The following is a 15,757-nucleotide window of genomic DNA, read 5'->3' as shown; positions in this document are numbered from 1 at the left end:
GTGTCTCGCTCTGTCGGCCGAGATGCCGCGTCGCAATCGAAGCCGTCTCCGCTCTGTGTCCCCCACGGCGAGTTGATCGCCGAGGGGGACCCGAACGCTACGGGCCTAAACGAGCGTCGACCAGTAGAACCAGAACGCCTGCAGCACCAACCCGACGATCACCAGGTACCACAGGATCAGCACCACGCTGTGGAACTGGAACCCAGGCCGGATGTTCCGCAGCGTCGTGTACCAGAAGATCGGGATCGTCACCGCCCACACCACCATGCAGTACGGGCACAGCGCACCGATCTCGTACAGCGACTGCACGATCAGCCAGTGCACGAACAGCACCCCGGCCGTCACCCCGACCTGCAACCCGATCCACACCCACGACGGCAACGAGACGCCCGCGACCAGCAGCACGCCCAGCGTCGTCACCACCGCGAAACCCGCGATGCCGAGCAGCGGATTGGGGAACCCGAACAGCTCGGCCTGCGGGGTCTTCATGATCGAGCCGCAGCTCAGCACCGGGTTGATGCTGCACGTCGGCACGTAGAACGGGTCCTTGAGCAGCGCGATCTTCTCGACCGTCAGCACGAACGACGCGACCAGTCCGACGAAGCCGCCGACCGCGAGCACCCAGGCGACGATCCGGTTCACGAAAGCGCCTTCTCGATCGCGGTCTTCAGGGCGTCGTAGGAGGGCGCGCCGGTGAACTTGGTGCCGTTGATGAAGAACGTCGGCGTGCCCGTGACGCCCGCCTTGCCGCCCTCGGTCCGCTGGGCGAGCACCCGCTCACGCAGCGCCGGGTCGTCCAGGGCCTTCTCGAAGGCGGCCTGGTCGAGGCCGAGTTGCTGGGCGAACGCGACGAACGCCGCGCGCTGCGAGGTCTGCTGGCCGCCCCATTCCTGCTGGGCGTCGAACAGGACCCGGAACATGTCGTCGCGCTTGCCCTGGGCGCTCGCCGCCTCGACCGCGACGGCGGCGAGTTCGGCGTTGCGGTGACTGGGGATCGGGTAGTGCCGCACGTCGAACGTCACGCGCTCGCCGTACTCGGTCTTGAGCCGCTCGACGCCGGGGTAGGCGGCGCGGCAGGACGGGCATTCGAGGTCGAGGTACTCGACGACGGTCACCCTGCCGTCGGCGGAACCGGGTGCCGCGGTGGTGTCGTTGCGGCTGAACAGGAGGAAACCGGCGACCACGACCGCCACGACGGCGACGATGATCAGGGACAGACGAGCGTTCTTGGACATGACAGAACTCCACGTGTGGCGAAGGAAGACGGACCCGCGGAACGGGGTCGGTCTAGGCGCGCAGCACGCAGAGCTGCGACAGCCGCACTTCCAGCCGGCGTGAAGGGGGAGACAGAACGGAAGGCAGGCGCACAGCGAGCAGTGCGAACGAACCGGACCGCCGCAGCAGGGCGAACCCGATCAGCACGGCCAGCGCCACCACGAGACAGCAGCCCGCGACGAGGATGCCGTCGAGCATCGACGACCCCGCGTCCGCGTCGTCGGCCACGAAGGCGATCGCCGACGTGGAGGACGTCGGACACTGCGCGGTCCAGGCGAACTCCGTCTCGCACGGCGTGCCCTGCATCATCGCGATGCCGGCGACCAGCGCGAGCACGGCGAAAACCCGCGCGACGTACGCGCGGGTTCGCGAGCTGCGGGTGCCTGGCACGGGATCCAGGGTAGCGATGCCGGGCCTAGGCTCGCGCACATGGGGGAGAGGCTGCACGAAACGGACCGGATCGCGATCGCCTCCCGGCCGATGCCACCCGAGCTGACACCGCTCGCGTCCAACACCGGCGGTGCGGTGGACAGACTTGTCGCGTACTTCCTGCCACTGTCGCCGGAGCGCCGGGCCGAGGTGCTCGCGCTCGCGGCGTCACTACCGCAGCAGGAACGCACCGAGAGCGGCGCGATGCCGTTCATGTACGCCCGCTACTGCGACGACTCAGGTCCCGGCGGCATCGTGATGCGCCTGCTCGCCAACCGGAACCTGCACCCGACGGTGATCGCGAAGGTGGTGGCCCGGGTGACGAACGGCGGCCGGTACTGGTCTGCCGCCACCTACAACGTCGTGAGCGCCGGGCTCAAGTCACTCACCCCTGAGCTGCTCGGTGACCTGGCGGTCCTGCTGAACGTTCCGGCCGCCGAGCTCGAGATCCTCACCGGCGTCACCCCGGTGGGGACGCCGGATCCCGAGGTCGGCGACCTCGTCTGGGAATGCCGGCGCCTCACCGTCGGCCAGATCCGAAGCCTCTGCGGGTCCGCCTAACCCCAGAACGCCAGCCTGTGCTCCGCCGCGTAGTCGACGCGCCCGATCGCACCCGGCGCGAGCGACTGCACGTACTGCCCCTCGGAGAACCGCGGCCACCCCGGCGTGCCGGTGCGCGCGAAGTCCGTCCACGCTTTGATCATGTGGTCGGACAGGCCGCGGTCCTTGGTGAAGTCCGCGTCCGGGAACAGGTAGTCGATGTCCGACGAGTGGTTCGCGCCGTGCAGCTCGGGCGGGAACGACGGGTCCGTGGACGCTGCACGGTCGGCGAACTCGAACGCGTAGACGGGCGCCTTCTTCGCGTACAGCGTGTTCTGCTGGAACGTCGCGCGCGCCCACACACGATCTGTCAGCAAGGAAGCCCATGCCTGTTTCGGCGACGCGAACGCGCTGACCGGGTACTCGCGCTCGATCTCGGCCGCGCGGTCCGGGAACGCCTCCCGCACCAGCCGCGAGTAGTCCTCAGTGGACATCGGGTCCGGCCGGAACAGGCCGACGAAGCTGTTGTGCTCGTCGCGGGTCGCGCCCACCAGCACAGGCACGTTCGCGAACTCGCCCGCCTGCAAAGACTCTCCCGGCAGGCGCGGCAGCAGCGCGCCGCCGTAGCCGACGGGCTGGAAGATGTTCATGATCTGCGGGTGGTCGAGCAGCTTCTCGACCGGCAGCCGGCGCAGGCACTCGACGTCCGCACAGCCCAGTTCGGAGCTGATCATCGCGCCGATCTCCTGGATCTCCGGCACCGGCCGCCACGCGAGCGACGGCAACGCCTCCAGGTCCGGGTACCAGGTGCCCTTCGGCACGTCCACCAGGGTGAACGAGCTGTGCATGATCGCCTTGTGGAACAGCGGCGGCTGCCCGATCAGGTGCGCGCCGACGGCCGTCGCACCGAAGGACACCCCGAACAACGTCACGTTGCCCGGATCCCCGCCGAAACCGGCGATGTTGCGTTGGACCCACTCCAACGCCGCGCGCTGGTCCAGCAGCCCGAACTCGCCGGAGTGCTCGAGCCCCGGCAGACCGAACCCGCCGAACACCCCCATCCGGTAGTTGAACGTCACCACGACGACGTCTCCTTGCCGCGCAAGGCGTTCCGCGTCGAAGTAGTGCCCGGCCCCGATCGCGCCGTCGCCGTGCACCCACACCAGCACCGGCTTGCTGCCCGCGACAGACGGTGTCGTGACGTTCGCGAACAGGCAGTCCTCGTTCGTGCTCTTCGTCTCGGAGTAGCCGGACCCGACCTGCGGGCACGGACTGCCGGGCCGCAGTGCGTCCTTGACCCCGCTCCACGCCGCCGCGCGCACGGGCGGCTTCCACCGCTCCGCGCCCGCGTACGGGATCCCCTGGAACCGCAGGTGCCCGTCGCGGTGCTCCCCCTTGACCTTCCCCGTGTCGGTCGACACGACCCCCGACGTCATGGTGTCCCCCTTGCCGCATGCACTGACCAGCAGTAACGCGGCGATCAACAACGTGCCCCGACGCACGATGAATCACCCCCTCGTGGCTAGGTCGACGGCCGCGACCAACTCCTGTTCGCAGACGTCGAGATCGAGTGACCCGGACCGCAGCACGACGCCGTTGCGCATCGCGAGCACGAACACCGCCATCACGTCCGGGTCGAACACGCGGAACTCGCCGGCCTCCTGCCCCTGTCGCAGCAGGTCGGCGAGCCCTGCGTGATCGGAGTCGGCGATGCCCCCGTCCGTCACCGCCGCGTGGGCCCTGATCCGCAGGAACGCCACCATGTCCGCGCGGTGCTCGCGCAGGAAGGCGATGTTGGCGACCAGGAACGCCCGCAGCTCGGCGCGCGCCCCGGGCTGACCCATCCGTGCGTTCACGAACCCTTGGAAGCGCTCCAAGATGTCCGCGAACACCACGTCGACGAGCTCCTGCTTGTTCCTGAAGTGGTACGAGATCAGGCCCGTGCTGCTCAGTCCTGCCCGCGCCGCGATGGCCTTGAACGACGTCTCCGCGTAGTCCAGCTCCGCGATCGTGGCGATGGCCGCCGCCACGATCTGCGCCCGCCGGGCCTGCTCGGTCACGGACTTTGCTCGCATGAGCAAAACTTAGCACGCTTGAGCAAATCACCGGGCTTGCTCATGGCCGCTCCGGCGCCTCGGGCATCATTCGGGCGGAAACACACCAGCCCCGACGTGCGATCAGAAAAGGTGGTCGTGCGCACAGCGTGAGGAGTGGTCGTGGCTGAGGGTTCTGTCGCCCGCCGAGTGGTCGCGCCGACGATCGTGATGGCGGTGTTCTCGTCGGGCTCGGCGATCGTGGTCAACCTGGCCACCGAGTGGAAGAACAACCCGCTGGCCTGGGTCGGCGTCGTAGTCCTGACCGCCGCGACGGCGGGCGTGGCGTACTGGCTGTGGCGAGCCCAGGGCGCCGCGCAGGAACCAGGTCCGCAGTCCACCGTCGAACGTTCGGTGACAGGCGAGGTGCACGACAGCACCGTGATCATCGGCGACGGGAACCAGGTCCAGCGGTGACCGACCCCTCGATCCGGCTCGACCGGTCGGTGCTGGGGCCGGTCGACCACAGCCAGATCGTCATCGGCGACAACAACACCGTGGTCAGCACCGCGGAACGTGCACCGGTGCGGGTCCGGTCCCCGCAGCGCCGCGCGGGTGCGGAGCGCCTGCTGTTCGGAATCGCCACCGACCACCACGCCACCGACCGGCCGTTGACGTGGCTGAGGCCGGACGCGGGCGTCCTCCCGGTCCAGCCCAGGCCCGAGGACGCGGATCTGCTGGACTGGTGCCTCGGCGACTCACCTCTGCGCGTCCGGCTGGTGTGCGGACGCGGCGGGCAGGGTAAGACGACCTCGGCGATGCAGCTTGTCAGAACATTGCGCGGCCGCAAGCACCTGGCAGGGTTCCTCGACCTGACCTTCTCCCAGGCTGATGGGGCCGAGTCCTACTCCGCGCGCGTCCGGTGGGCGGAGATCGAGGCCGCGCTGACCAGCCGCCCGGCCCAGCGGTCCACCACCCTGCTGGTGGTCGACTACGCCGAGAACGAGCCACTGTCGTTGCGCCGCCTGCTGACTCTGATGCGCAACGCCCCGTCGGTCCGGGTGTTGCTGCTCAGCCGCAGCGAAGGCAACTGGTGGCCGGAACTGCTGGCTGACCCGGCGTGGTCACCGCTGATAGAGGCAGAGCCCGTGCGCTTCGGCTCGCTCACGACCCACCTGCCCGGCGACCGGTTGGGCCACGTGCACGCCGACGCGGTCCGGCGCTTCGCGGAGCGCATGCCAGGCGGCCCCGCACCGGCCACCGCCGACACCGTCCCCGATTTCGCCACCACCCTCGACCTCTACGCCGACGCCCTGCTGCGAGTGCTGGACGCCGCCGCGGTGGAGCGCGGCGAGCAGGCCGTGCGCAGTGCCGGCGGTGACCCGATCAGCGACCTGCTGGCACACGAGTCACGGCATGTGCGGTCGGTGCTCGCCGACCAGCAGGTCGAGATGAGCCCGCACGACCGCGACCTGGTCCTCGCCGCCCCGTTCCTGGTGCCGGCGGCCACGCTTGACGACGCGGTCCGGCTGCTGCGCGCGCTCGACCTCGAAGGCGAGCACGACGAGGCGTCGTGCCGACGCGTGGCCAAGGTCCTCGGCAGGCTCTACCCCGGCGAGGCGACGGTGTGGACGGCGCCGCGTCCCGACCGCCTGCCGGACAGCCACCTGCTCGGACTGGCCGACCGCGCGGCTTCCGACCGCGACTGGACCGACCTGGTGTCGCGCCTGTGCGGCACCGACGACCGGGACCTGGCCGAACACGTCTTCAAGGTGATGCTGCGCTGTCTTTCCACGCCTGGCGGAGAACACCGGTTCGCTTCCGGGGCGCGCCGCTTCGAAGCCGCGCTGGACACCCTCGTGCGCACCAGTCCCAAGGGATACCTGCTGCCGGCGCTCCTCCTGCGCCCCGGCGCCTTCACCGATGCGATCGAGGCTGCCCTCACCGGTGACCTCCTGACGACGCGGGACGTGGCCGCGATCGAGGTCGCGCTCGCCGGACTCGGGTTCTCCACAAGCCGTGTGCCTGATGTCGTTCACCTCGCGCACCGACTGGTCCAGGACACCGCTGTCCAGCCAGGAGCGGCCCCGGAGGCAGTCAGCATGCACGCGTGGATGCTGGGCGTATACGCCGTCCGGCTGACGCGATCGGGGCAGCGCGACCGCTCGGTGCCCCCTGCCGAGCGCGCCGCAGATCTTTACCAAGGACTGGCGGAGACAGATCCCGAGACCTACGAGCCGAGCCTGGCCACGTCGCTCGGCAATCTCGCCACGTGTATGGGGGAGGCCGGGCAAGAGGAAAGAGCGGTCGTTCCAGCGCGGCGTTCGGTGGAGATCCGCGAGCGGCTCGCGGCCTCCGACCCCGAAACCCACCTGCCCAGTCTCGCCATCGCACTCAACACTCTCGCCTCTTGTCTGGGAGCCATGGGGCAGCACGACACCGCGATCACTCTGACACGGCGTTCCGTGGAGATCCGCGAGCAGCTCGCCGACGTCGACCCTGAGCTCCACCTTCCCCTCCTTGCCACTGCACTCACGAATCTCGTGGGCCGACTGGCGGAGGCGGGCGAGCTCGGTCAGTCGCTCGCACCGGCCGCCCAGGCAGTGGAGATCTTCGAAGAGCTCGCCGACGGCGCCCCCGATGCCTACCTCCCCGATCTCGCGACCACGCTCATCAACTCATCGATCAGTCTGAACAGCGCGGACCAGCCGACATTGGCACTCGTGCATGCCGAGCGAGCTGCCGACATCTGCCGGCAGCTCGCTGACGTGAACCCGGACGCCTACCTCCCGGACCTTGCCACCGCACTCATCAACCTGCCCAGTCTGCTGGCCAAGGCCGGTAGGCACGAGCAGGCGCTCGCCGACGCCCAGCGTGCCGTCGACATCCTCGAGCGGCTTGCCGAATCCAGCCCCGATGCCTACCTCCGCAGACTCGCGAGGTCGCTCAACAACCTCGCCAACCGCCTTGGGAGCCTGGAGCAGCACGACGCCGCACTCGAGTCCGCCCAGCGTGCGGTCGAGATCCTGAGCCGGCTCGCTCAGGTCAATCCAGACGTGCACCTGCACGATCTGGCCACTGCACTCGTCAATCTTGCTTCTATGCAGCACGAACTAGGCCGACGCGAGGAGGCCCTCTTCTCGGCGAGGCACTCCCTCGACATCCACCGGCGGCTCAACGGGACGAACCATCCAGGCATTGCGAACTCGTTCGAAGTCCTCGACCTGCTGCTGGCCGAATTGGGTGAATTCGACGAACCTCCGTCCTGACCTTGGAATTCTTCCAAAGGACATGCTTTCAGGTCGTCTTGCGGAGAATGGGTGGAGCCAAACGGAAACCCGGCTCTACCTTGTCCCGCATGCCTTTGCGGAGATCAACGGTGCGCGGCCGCGAGTTCGGTGACGCGATCCGGGCGCTGCTGCGCGCGGCCGACCTCACCAACCGGGCCGCCGCCGAATTGCTGGGCTGGCAGGAGGCCAAGGTTTCGGAACTCGTCAACGGCAAGGAAGGCGTGAACGACGTCGACCTGGCCAAGTTGCTCGGGCTGCTGCGCACGCCGCCCGACGAGTTCGACCACCTGATGGCGCTGCATCACGACACGCACATCAGGGACTGGTTGCAGCCGGCCAAAACAGGGGCGCGCACGCTGCGCGAGCACGAGCGGATCGCTTCGGAGATCGCGGGCTGGTCGATGAACGTCGTGCACGGCCTGGTGCAGGTGCCCGACTACACCTGGCACCTCGGCCTCGCCAAGCCGCTGGACGAACTCGACGCACGCGTGCTCGTCGAGAACCGGGTCGTGCGGCAGACCGCTGTCCTGGACGGAGGCCGCGCGGTGACGATCTACATGCACGAGCAGGCGCTTCGGCTCCCGGTCGGCGACGCGAGCGTCATGGCGGAGCAGCTGCATCACCTGCTGCGCATGTCCGTCCGGCCGTACCTCACCATTCGCCTGGTGCCCACCGCGTTCGGGCCGCATGCCGGACTGGCCGGTGACTTCGACCGGCTGAAGTTCAAGAAGATCCCCGAGATCGTCTACGTCGAGAGCGAGGGGGCTAACGTCTTCCTCGAAGATCAAGCTTCCGTCGACCGCTACGACACGGTCCTGAAGTCACTCGACCGGACGGCGTTGGACGAGGTCGAGACGAGGAAGCTGATCACCAGCATCATCGGTGAGGAGGCTCGTGGTGACCAGGTGGCGGAAGAGTAGTTACAGCGCCAGCGACGGCAACTGCGTCGAGGTGGGGCGTGGTGTCGGCATCCGGGACAGCAAGTCCCGATCCGTCGAGCTCCCGCTCACGAACACTCAATGGACGGGCTTCCTGCGGATGGTGACGGAGTCGATCTCCACGACCCGCCGACAGGCGGGTTTCGGCGAATTGTCGCCCGTGAGCCCCGTCACAGGTGCATGCTGTGTGGACAAGCTCAACCCGAGGACTGATGACCATGACGAGTGCGACCGCGGGCTCCCGCCACGACTGGGAGACTGACCTGGAGCGCTATCGAACGAGGGCGGTCCAGGTGCTCGACACGCACCTGCCCGCCACCACCGGCTGCACCGAGTGCGGCGACCCGTGGCCCTGTGCCCGCGCCTGCACCGCCGAGTTGGTGCTCGAACTCTGACACCTACGAGTGCACCCTTCCCAGGAACGCGCTGATCCCGGACGTCATCCGCTCGACCTGTTCGTCGAGTGCGAGTGACTCCTTGAACCGCGAGCCGGGTCCCGCGCTCTTCTTGCCCCGCAGGTACAGCGAGCAGGCCAGGTCGGCGCAGACGTAGACGCCGACCGTGTTGCCCATTTGGCCGGACTTCCCGGCTTTGCGCGCGCTCATCAGCGACACCCCGTCCCCGGAATGCGTGGTCAGGCACCACGAGCACATGGTCTTGCGCGCGCGTCCGGCCTGCGCCGCTCGTCGCAGCGCGATGCCGACGAGCCGTCCGTCCAGTTCGGTCACGAGGTACGAGCGGTCGGGTGCGGCCGGGTCGGTCCAGCCCAGGAAGTCCAGGTCGTCCCACGGCCGCTCGCCCAGATCCCTGGGTACGTGCATGCGCTTCGCCTCGCCCTTGGTGGAATTGACGAAGGACGCGCGGATGTCATGTTCGGTCAGCGGCTTCATGACCAGGGACGCTAGGCTTACCTAGAGGTCCTAGGCAAATCATTAAGGACCCTAGGAAGGGTGACGGATGGCACGTGCGGGGCTCACGGCCGACCGCCTCACGCAGGCGGCGGCGGACCTGGCGGACGAGGTCGGCTTCGAGAACGTGACGGTGTCCGCGCTGGCCCGCCGCTTCGGGGTGAAGGACGCCTCGCTCTACTCGCACATCCGCAACGCCCAGGACCTGCGCGTCCGGGTCGCCGTCCTGGCACTGGCCGAACTCGCGGACCAGGTGGCGGAGTCGATCGCGGGACGGTCGGGCAAGGACGCCCTGGTCGCGTTCGCGAGCGCCTACCGCCGCTACGCCCATGAGCACCCCGGCCGGTACTCGGCGACGCAGATGGCGCTCGACCCCGACACGGCCGCCGACAGCGCGGCCGGCAAGCACGCCGAGATGACGCGCGCGCTGTTGCGGGGCTACGACCTGTGGGAACCCGATCAGACCGACGCGGTGCGGCTGCTGCACAGCACGTTCCACGGGTTCGTGTCGCTGGAACGCTCCGGCGCGTTCCACGGCCATCCGCGCGGGGTCGAGGCGTCGTGGCTCAGAGCCCTGGACGCGCTGGACTCGCTGCTGCGGGCGTGGTCCGCCTGAAGAAGTTGACGAGGTTGCCGTCGGGGTCGCGGACCAGCAACGACCGGTTGCCCCACGGCATCGTGGTGGGCTCCTGGACGACCTCGGCGCCGGTCAGGTTCTCGTGCACGCCCTCCACGTCGTCGACGAGGAACTCGATGATGACACTGCGGTTGGCGGACGGTTCCGCGGAGCCGGCGGCGAACAGCGCGACGGTGCGGGTGCTGCCGATCGCCAGGGTGGCCGACGGGGTCCTGAGCTCGGCGAAGTCCTCGGTGGCCCAAGTCGCCTCCACTCCGGTGGCGCGTTCGTAGAAGCCGGCGAGGCGGGCGACGTCGGCGGTGATGATGCGGATCGATGCGAAGTCCATGGCTCGCACGGTAGGACCGATACCGGACAGAATCCGCCCGGTATGTGCGGCAGAATTTCACTCATGCCCCGGCCCATCGCTCGTGTGCTCTCGCTGTTGGAGCTCCTCCAATCCGGAGGCGTCCGGACCGTGGGCGAGCTCGCCGAGCGCCTCGACGTGGACGAACGCACCGTGCGCCGGTACGTCGGCCACCTGCTCGACCTCGACGTGCCGGTCGAATCGGTGCGCGGCCGCCATGGCGGATACCGGCTCGCCGCCGGCTACCGGATGCCGCCGTTGATGCTGAGCGACGACGAGGCGCTGGCGGTGCTGATCGGCCTGGTCACGGGCCTGATGACGGGCACGGCGAGCGAGACGGCGGCCGCGAAGGTCCGCCGGGTGCTGCCGGCACGGCTCGCGGGCAGGCTCGACGCGGTGCTGGGCTCGCTCGCCTTCACCGGCAAGCCGGAGTCGCCGGCTGTTCCGGACGCGTCGGTCCTGCTCGCGATCGCCGACGCGGTGACCCACCACCGGCCCGTGTCGCTCCGGTACACCGCGAGGGACGGCAGGCGGAGCGAGCGCACGTTCCACGCGTACGGACTCGTCGCGCACTCGGGCCGGTGGTACGTGACGGGTTCCGATCCGGCGCTCGGCGAGGACCGGACGTTCCGGCTGGACCGCGTGGACGCCGTCCGGACTCTGCCCGGTTCGTTCGACCCGCCCGGCTCGGTCGACGCGGCGGAACGGGTGCTGACCGGGATCGCGACCGCTCCGCACCGGCACGAGGTGACGGTGCGGATCCAGGGCACCGCCGCGCAGATCCGCACCCGGCTGCCCGCGAGCGTCGCGGTGGTGAAACCGGGCGCCGAGGGCTGGGCGCGCGTCGACCTGCGGGTGGAACGGCTCGACTGGCTGCCCGGTGTGCTCGCGGCGCTGGACCTGCCGTTCGTCATCGAGCGGCCGGACGAACTGCGCGATCTCGTCGCGGCTCTCGCCGATCGGCTCCTGCGGTCGGCGAGAGCTCCTCACCTGCCCTGATCGTGGACCGATCGGTCCATTACGGGTAGTCTCGGACCGTGCCGCGCCCTCGCCAGTTCGACGAAGAACGCGTGCTGTCGGCCGTACGCGCGGCGTTCTGGGACAAGGGGTACGCGGGCACGTCGCTCGACGACCTCCTGGAGGCCACCGGCCTGGGCAAGGGGAGTCTGTACGGGGCGTTCGGCGACAAGCAGAGCCTGTTCCTGCGTGTTCTGCGCGAGTACGACGAGGCCAACGACCGGATGCTGCGCGCGTGGCTGGAGCGCGCCGACCGGGGTGTCGACGTGCTCCGCCAGTTCCTGACCGGGTCCTTCCTCGACCCCAGCGGTGAGCAGGCCCGCCGGGGTTGCCTTCTCGCCAACACCGCGATGGAACTCTCGGCCAGCGCGGCGGCGGTGGCCGAGGAAGCGCGCCGCAGCTACGCCGCCACCAGCGCCGTGCTGGCCGACGCGGTGCGCCGGGCCCAGCGCGAGGGCGACGTCGCGTCCCGTCTCGACCCGGACGTCACCGCTCGCGCGGTGCTGGCCGGTCAGCTCGGGCTGGTCGTGCTCGGCCGGATCGGCCAGGACCCGGCCGCCCTGTCGGCCATGGCCGAGGCTCTGCTCGCCGGTCTGCTCCCCTCTTCCTGAGACTCCTCCGCAGTGGCCTGCGCCACGATGCTTCCCGAGTTATTGACTGACCGGTCCATATCGAGGTGTTATGGACCGGTCAGTCAATAACTGGAGTGGAGTGGTCATGAAGGTGCTGGACGGCAAGGTCGCGGTCGTGACCGGAGCGAACGCGGGCATCGGGCGGGAGATCGCGCGGGCTTACGTCGCCGAGGGCGCCCAGGTGTTCGTCGCCGGCCGCCGCGAGGCGCAGCTCGCCGAGGTGGAGGCCGAACTGGGGTCCGCGGTGACCGGGATCCGTTGCGACGTGGGTCTGCTCGACGACCTCGACGGGCTCTACGCGACGGTCGCCGAGAAGGCGGGCCGGATCGACGTCCTGGTCGCCAACGCCGGGATCGGGATCGCGGCCCCGCTGGGGGAGATCACCGAGGAGCAGTTCGACGCCATGTTCACCACCAACGTCAAGGGCACGGTGTTCACCGTGCAGAAGGCGTTGCCCCTGCTCGCGCCGGGAGCCTCGATCATCCTCACCGGGTCGACGGCGGCCTGGCGCCCCGAGCCGTTCCTGCCGGTGTACGGGGCGACCAAGGCCGCGATCCGCAACCTGGCCCGCGGGTTCGCCCACGGCGCCAGGACGCGCCAGTACCGGATCAACGTCCTCTCGCCCGGCGGTACCCGCACGCAGGGCCTGCTCGACCTGGTCCCGGCCGAGGCGCTCGCCGCGGGCGAGGCGGCGGTGCCGCTCGGCCGGCTGGCGGAGCCCGCGGAGATCGCCGCGGCGGCCGTGTTCCTCGCGTCGGACGCGTCCAGCTACGTCAACGGTTCCGAACTCGCCGTGGACGGAGGCTACGCACAGATCTGAGGCAGGGCCGCCCCGAGATGATGCTCCGACCAGAGCCGGTGCGCGTGGAACGTGAGCTGCTTGGATGAGGTGCATGCGAGCCCTGCTGCTGTCCGTGCTCCTGACCCTGTCCTTCGCCGCGCCCGCCCACGCCACCACCGGGTTCGTCGTGCTCGGCGACGTCGACCCGACCATCCGGCACGACATCCGCTACTACACCGCGCACAACTTCGTCGGCACCCGCGTCGACGGCTATCGCGCGCCCCTGTGCGTCCTCACCAAGCAGGCCGCCAAGGCGTTGCGCGGCGTGCAGCGCGAGATGCTGCGGCGGGGCTACACGCTCAAGGTCTACGACTGCTACCGCCCGCAACGCGCCGTCGACCACTTCGTGCGCTGGGCCCGTGACCTCACCGACCAGCGGATGAAGGCCGAGTTCTACCCGCGTGTCGACAAGACGCGGCTGTTCGAGGACGGCTACATCGCGGAGAAGTCCGGCCACAGCCGCGGGTCGACGCTCGACCTGACGATCGTGAAGCTGCCGCCGCGCCACCAGCGGCCGTACGTGCCGGGGGAGCGCCTGGTGGACTGCGCCGCGCCGAACCGCTTCCCCGACAACACCGTCGACATGGCCACCGGCTACGACTGCTTCGACACGCTCTCGCACACCGACGACCCGCGCGTGACCGGTCAGGCGCGGGAGAACCGCCAGCTGCTCAAGGCGGCGATGGCGCGGGCCGGGTTCCGCAACCTGCCCGAGGAGTGGTGGCACTTCACGCTCAACGACGAGCCGTTCCCCGACACCTACTTCGACTTCCCCGTCGCGCGCTGACCGCCGCCCCTCCGGCTGCCCGGACGGACGCTGCGGCCAGGCCGTTGGTCGCGCCACTGTGCACTGCGACTACTCCGCGGGAGGCAGTGTGCGCGACCATTTGCCGCAGCCACGGCGTGAGAATGACGTCCCGGTGTCGAAGCCGACGCGTGCGGGGTTGCTGGCGTTGCAGAGCGCGGCGGGCAACCGTGCGATGAGCAAGCTGCTCTCCGTGCAGCGCAACGTCGGCATCGAGCTCGAGGACCCGAAGTGGTCGGTGTTCGCGGGCTCGCCCGAGCAGCGGGAACGGGTCGAGAAGAGCACACCGGTCGTGCCCCGCAGCGAGTTCGAGCTGCAGGCCGAGGACGGCCAGAACGGCTCTGTCGCCGAGATCGTGTCGAGGCCGCCCGGCGTCACCGACCAGCGCGGTCTGGACGCCCTCCTGGCGCAGATCGACGAGACCATCGGCGAGCTCAACGTGCGCTCCGACGAGATTCCTTTCAGCGCGGACGAACTGAAGGGCGGTCTCAGCGGCTTCTGGTTGTGCTCCTACAGCCCGTTCAAGCCGGACCTGCAGATGACGGTGGGTGTACCGCTGTCCCGGATCCCCGCTCTGAAAGCAGCGCTGAAGGCCGGGAGGCGCGTGGACGTGGACGGTCCCGATGTGGAGTCGTCCGCCGAGACCGCCAGGCAGGTCCTGAACGCCGTACCGAGCCCCGAGCTCGTCGGGCTGATCGACCTGATCCGCTCCTACCTCGGCGCAGGCGACCGCACGGGCGGGGCCCTGATGCTCAAGGAACTCACGAAAGTCATGGCACGCACGGATTTCGCCACCCTGTTCTCGATGCTTCCCGAGCAGGAGCAGCGGGTGATCCGCGCACATCAGGACCGCTGGGTCGACGTGCTGGTGCGCGGTCTGCGGACCGGCGGCGACCATCCCGCGGGCGCGTCCGTGTTCAACCAGGCGGTCAACTTCAACGACAGGGGCATGGCGTTCCAGTACCGCAACATCACCAGCAGGCGTGCCTGGCTGGAGGGGATGAGCCAGGGCGGTGTCGACCTGATGTCCGCCGGGGGCAAGGCGGGCGCCCTGAAGGACACCGACCGTGCACGTGCCCTGGAGAGCGGCATCAAGTGGACGAAACCGGAGGTCTGGCGGCGGCCGGTGGACGCGGAACGACTCCTCGCGGTCTTGGAGGAGATCCATGAAGGTCTGGGGGCGTTGGGAAGTCGCACCGACCACGTCGCCTACCACGACGAGGGCGGGAAGAAGACTCCTGCCGCGATCCTCGAGCTTCGCGCCATCGACCAGGGCCTGCCCTGGCGCGACACGGTGCAGATGGTCTTCGACTGCGTGCAGCAGGTGAACGGGTTCGACGGAGGCCGGCCGTTCACGAACGTCGCAGCCGACCGGCACGAGACCGGAGAACCCGAGGGACAGGACATCGCCGTGCTGCAGTGGGGCCGGGCGAGGGCCGACGACCTCGGCGAGGCCCTGGCTCCCGGCGAGGAGTGATCACGACTCCGCCGCCAGGGCGCCCTCCCGTCCGCGCGGACGGGTCAGCAGCCGCGACAGCACGATCGCGCTCTCGGTCCGTTCCACCGGGACGGTCGAGCGGACGCGCTGGATCGCCTGCTCCAGGTGCGGGATGTCGCGGGCCAGCATGTAGAGCATCGCGTCGGCGGCACCGGAGACGGTGCAGGCCTCGACGACCTCGGGGATGTCCTCCAGCGCCTTGGTCAGTTCGGCCGGCGTCGGGTTGCCCGCGCAGTAGACCTCGACGAACGCCTCGGTGTGCCACGCCATCGCCTGCGGATCGATCAACGCGCTGAAGCCGCGGATCGCCCCGGTGGCGACGAGGCGGTCGAGGCGCCTCTTCGCGGCGGACGGCGACAACCCGGCTGCCTTGCCGATCTGCGCGTACGTGGCGCGGGCGTTGCGCAGCACGCACCGGATGATCGCTTCGTCGATGTCGTCCATGCCCAGAGGATCAGGCCTGGTGCAAAGAATTGCCATGCAGTGGTGATCTTTGCAAAGAATCCGCTGGTAGACGCCGCCTATGACGATTGTTTGCGTTGGCCGGCAAACCATAGTGTCACGGCTC

General features: G+C 69.3%; 20 protein-coding genes. 12 read left to right on the top strand and 8 right to left on the bottom strand.

What is annotated here, in order from left to right:
• Nucleotides 1-105: 105 nt before the first annotated feature.
• The 3 genes from PV646_RS19210 to PV646_RS19200 are packed head-to-tail and all read right to left on the bottom strand — an operon-like array spanning nt 106 to nt 1,665.
• Nucleotides 106-642, bottom strand: a complete 537-nt coding sequence (locus PV646_RS19210) for a vitamin K epoxide reductase family protein (RefSeq protein ID WP_500343533.1) — start codon at nt 640-642, stop codon at nt 106-108.
• Nucleotides 639-1,235: a DsbA family protein gene (locus PV646_RS19205; protein ID WP_500343532.1), complete on the bottom strand. Its 597-nt coding sequence runs from the start codon at nt 1,233-1,235 to the stop codon at nt 639-641. Before PV646_RS19205 ends, PV646_RS19210 begins: the two co-directional genes overlap by 4 nt.
• 52 nt (nt 1,236-1,287) lie before the next feature.
• A complete protein-coding gene (locus tag PV646_RS19200) occupies nt 1,288-1,665 on the bottom strand; it encodes a hypothetical protein (protein WP_500343531.1) in 378 nt (125 codons plus the stop codon).
• 39 nt (nt 1,666-1,704) lie between these two features.
• Here PV646_RS19200 and PV646_RS19195 point away from each other — a divergent pair, with 39 nt between their 5' ends.
• A complete protein-coding gene (locus PV646_RS19195; protein ID WP_500343530.1) occupies nt 1,705-2,265 on the top strand; it encodes a hypothetical protein in 561 nt (186 codons plus the stop codon).
• Here the strand turns inward: PV646_RS19195 and PV646_RS19190 are convergent.
• Nucleotides 2,262-3,680, bottom strand: a complete 1,419-nt coding sequence (locus tag PV646_RS19190) for a carboxylesterase/lipase family protein (RefSeq protein ID WP_500343529.1) — start codon at nt 3,678-3,680, stop codon at nt 2,262-2,264. The genes PV646_RS19195 and PV646_RS19190 overlap by 4 nt on opposite strands.
• Nucleotides 3,681-3,752: 72 nt before the next feature.
• Nucleotides 3,753-4,319 carry a TetR/AcrR family transcriptional regulator gene (locus tag PV646_RS19185; protein ID WP_500343528.1) on the bottom strand — a complete coding sequence of 189 codons (567 nt, stop codon included), beginning with the start codon at nt 4,317-4,319 and terminating at the stop codon, nt 3,753-3,755.
• A 141-nt stretch (nt 4,320-4,460) separates the two neighbouring features.
• Here PV646_RS19185 and PV646_RS19180 point away from each other — a divergent pair, with 141 nt between their 5' ends.
• The 5 genes from PV646_RS19180 to PV646_RS19160 all read left to right on the top strand — a co-directional run bounded on the left by PV646_RS19180 (nt 4,461) and on the right by PV646_RS19160 (nt 8,900).
• Nucleotides 4,461-4,754, top strand: coding sequence for a hypothetical protein (locus PV646_RS19180; protein ID WP_500343527.1), 294 nt, complete (start codon nt 4,461-4,463; stop codon nt 4,752-4,754).
• Complete coding sequence (locus PV646_RS19175) at nt 4,751-7,546, top strand: tetratricopeptide repeat protein (RefSeq protein ID WP_500343526.1); 2,796 nt, start codon at nt 4,751-4,753, stop codon at nt 7,544-7,546. The genes PV646_RS19180 and PV646_RS19175 overlap by 4 nt, the downstream gene beginning before the upstream one ends.
• 89 nt (nt 7,547-7,635) lie before the next feature.
• Nucleotides 7,636-8,487: a helix-turn-helix domain-containing protein gene (locus tag PV646_RS19170; RefSeq protein WP_500343525.1), complete on the top strand. Its 852-nt coding sequence runs from the start codon at nt 7,636-7,638 to the stop codon at nt 8,485-8,487.
• Entirely contained in the window at nt 8,450-8,767 is a 318-nt protein-coding gene (locus tag PV646_RS19165; RefSeq protein ID WP_500343524.1) for a DUF397 domain-containing protein, read from the top strand. Before PV646_RS19170 ends, PV646_RS19165 begins: the two co-directional genes overlap by 38 nt.
• Nucleotides 8,724-8,900, top strand: coding sequence for a hypothetical protein (locus tag PV646_RS19160; protein ID WP_500345094.1), 177 nt, complete (start codon nt 8,724-8,726; stop codon nt 8,898-8,900). Before PV646_RS19165 ends, PV646_RS19160 begins: the two co-directional genes overlap by 44 nt.
• A 3-nt stretch (nt 8,901-8,903) precedes the next feature.
• On the opposite strand, the gene PV646_RS19155 is transcribed toward PV646_RS19160, so the two are convergent.
• Nucleotides 8,904-9,395, bottom strand: coding sequence for an FBP domain-containing protein (locus PV646_RS19155; protein ID WP_500343523.1), 492 nt, complete (start codon nt 9,393-9,395; stop codon nt 8,904-8,906).
• Nucleotides 9,396-9,462: 67 nt separating this feature from the next.
• On the opposite strand from PV646_RS19155, the gene PV646_RS19150 reads away from it, so the two are divergent.
• Complete coding sequence (locus PV646_RS19150; RefSeq protein ID WP_500343522.1) at nt 9,463-10,029, top strand: TetR/AcrR family transcriptional regulator; 567 nt, start codon at nt 9,463-9,465, stop codon at nt 10,027-10,029.
• Here PV646_RS19150 and PV646_RS19145 read toward each other — a convergent pair.
• On the bottom strand, nt 9,980-10,378 hold the full coding sequence (locus PV646_RS19145; RefSeq protein WP_500343521.1) for a VOC family protein: 399 nt from the start codon (nt 10,376-10,378) through the stop codon (nt 9,980-9,982). The two genes, PV646_RS19150 and PV646_RS19145, sit on opposite strands and share 50 nt — an antisense overlap.
• Nucleotides 10,379-10,441: 63 nt before the next feature.
• On the opposite strand from PV646_RS19145, the gene PV646_RS19140 reads away from it, so the two are divergent.
• From PV646_RS19140 to PV646_RS19120, 5 genes are all read left to right on the top strand, one after another.
• Nucleotides 10,442-11,395, top strand: coding sequence for a helix-turn-helix transcriptional regulator (locus tag PV646_RS19140; protein ID WP_500343520.1), 954 nt, complete (start codon nt 10,442-10,444; stop codon nt 11,393-11,395).
• A gap of 38 nt (nt 11,396-11,433) precedes the next feature.
• Nucleotides 11,434-12,024, top strand: a complete 591-nt coding sequence (locus tag PV646_RS19135; protein WP_500343519.1) for a TetR/AcrR family transcriptional regulator — start codon at nt 11,434-11,436, stop codon at nt 12,022-12,024.
• Between the two features lie 106 nt (nt 12,025-12,130).
• On the top strand, nt 12,131-12,865 hold the full coding sequence (locus tag PV646_RS19130) for an SDR family NAD(P)-dependent oxidoreductase (protein WP_500343518.1): 735 nt from the start codon (nt 12,131-12,133) through the stop codon (nt 12,863-12,865).
• A gap of 73 nt (nt 12,866-12,938) precedes the next feature.
• Complete coding sequence (locus tag PV646_RS19125) at nt 12,939-13,673, top strand: M15 family metallopeptidase (protein WP_500343517.1); 735 nt, start codon at nt 12,939-12,941, stop codon at nt 13,671-13,673.
• 133 nt (nt 13,674-13,806) lie between these two features.
• Complete coding sequence (locus PV646_RS19120; protein WP_500343516.1) at nt 13,807-15,168, top strand: hypothetical protein; 1,362 nt, start codon at nt 13,807-13,809, stop codon at nt 15,166-15,168.
• On the opposite strand, the gene PV646_RS19115 is transcribed toward PV646_RS19120, so the two are convergent.
• Nucleotides 15,169-15,633, bottom strand: a complete 465-nt coding sequence (locus PV646_RS19115) for an Lrp/AsnC family transcriptional regulator (RefSeq protein WP_500343515.1) — start codon at nt 15,631-15,633, stop codon at nt 15,169-15,171. It abuts the gene before it with no gap.
• Nucleotides 15,634-15,757 lie beyond the last annotated feature (124 nt).

The sequence above is a fragment of the Streptomyces sp. ID05-26A genome (assembly GCF_033794685.1).
Lineage (GTDB): Bacteria > Actinomycetota > Actinomycetes > Mycobacteriales > Pseudonocardiaceae > Lentzea.
Note: the sequence above shows the minus strand (reverse complement) of the source record. Positions and strands in the feature narration are given on the sequence as shown.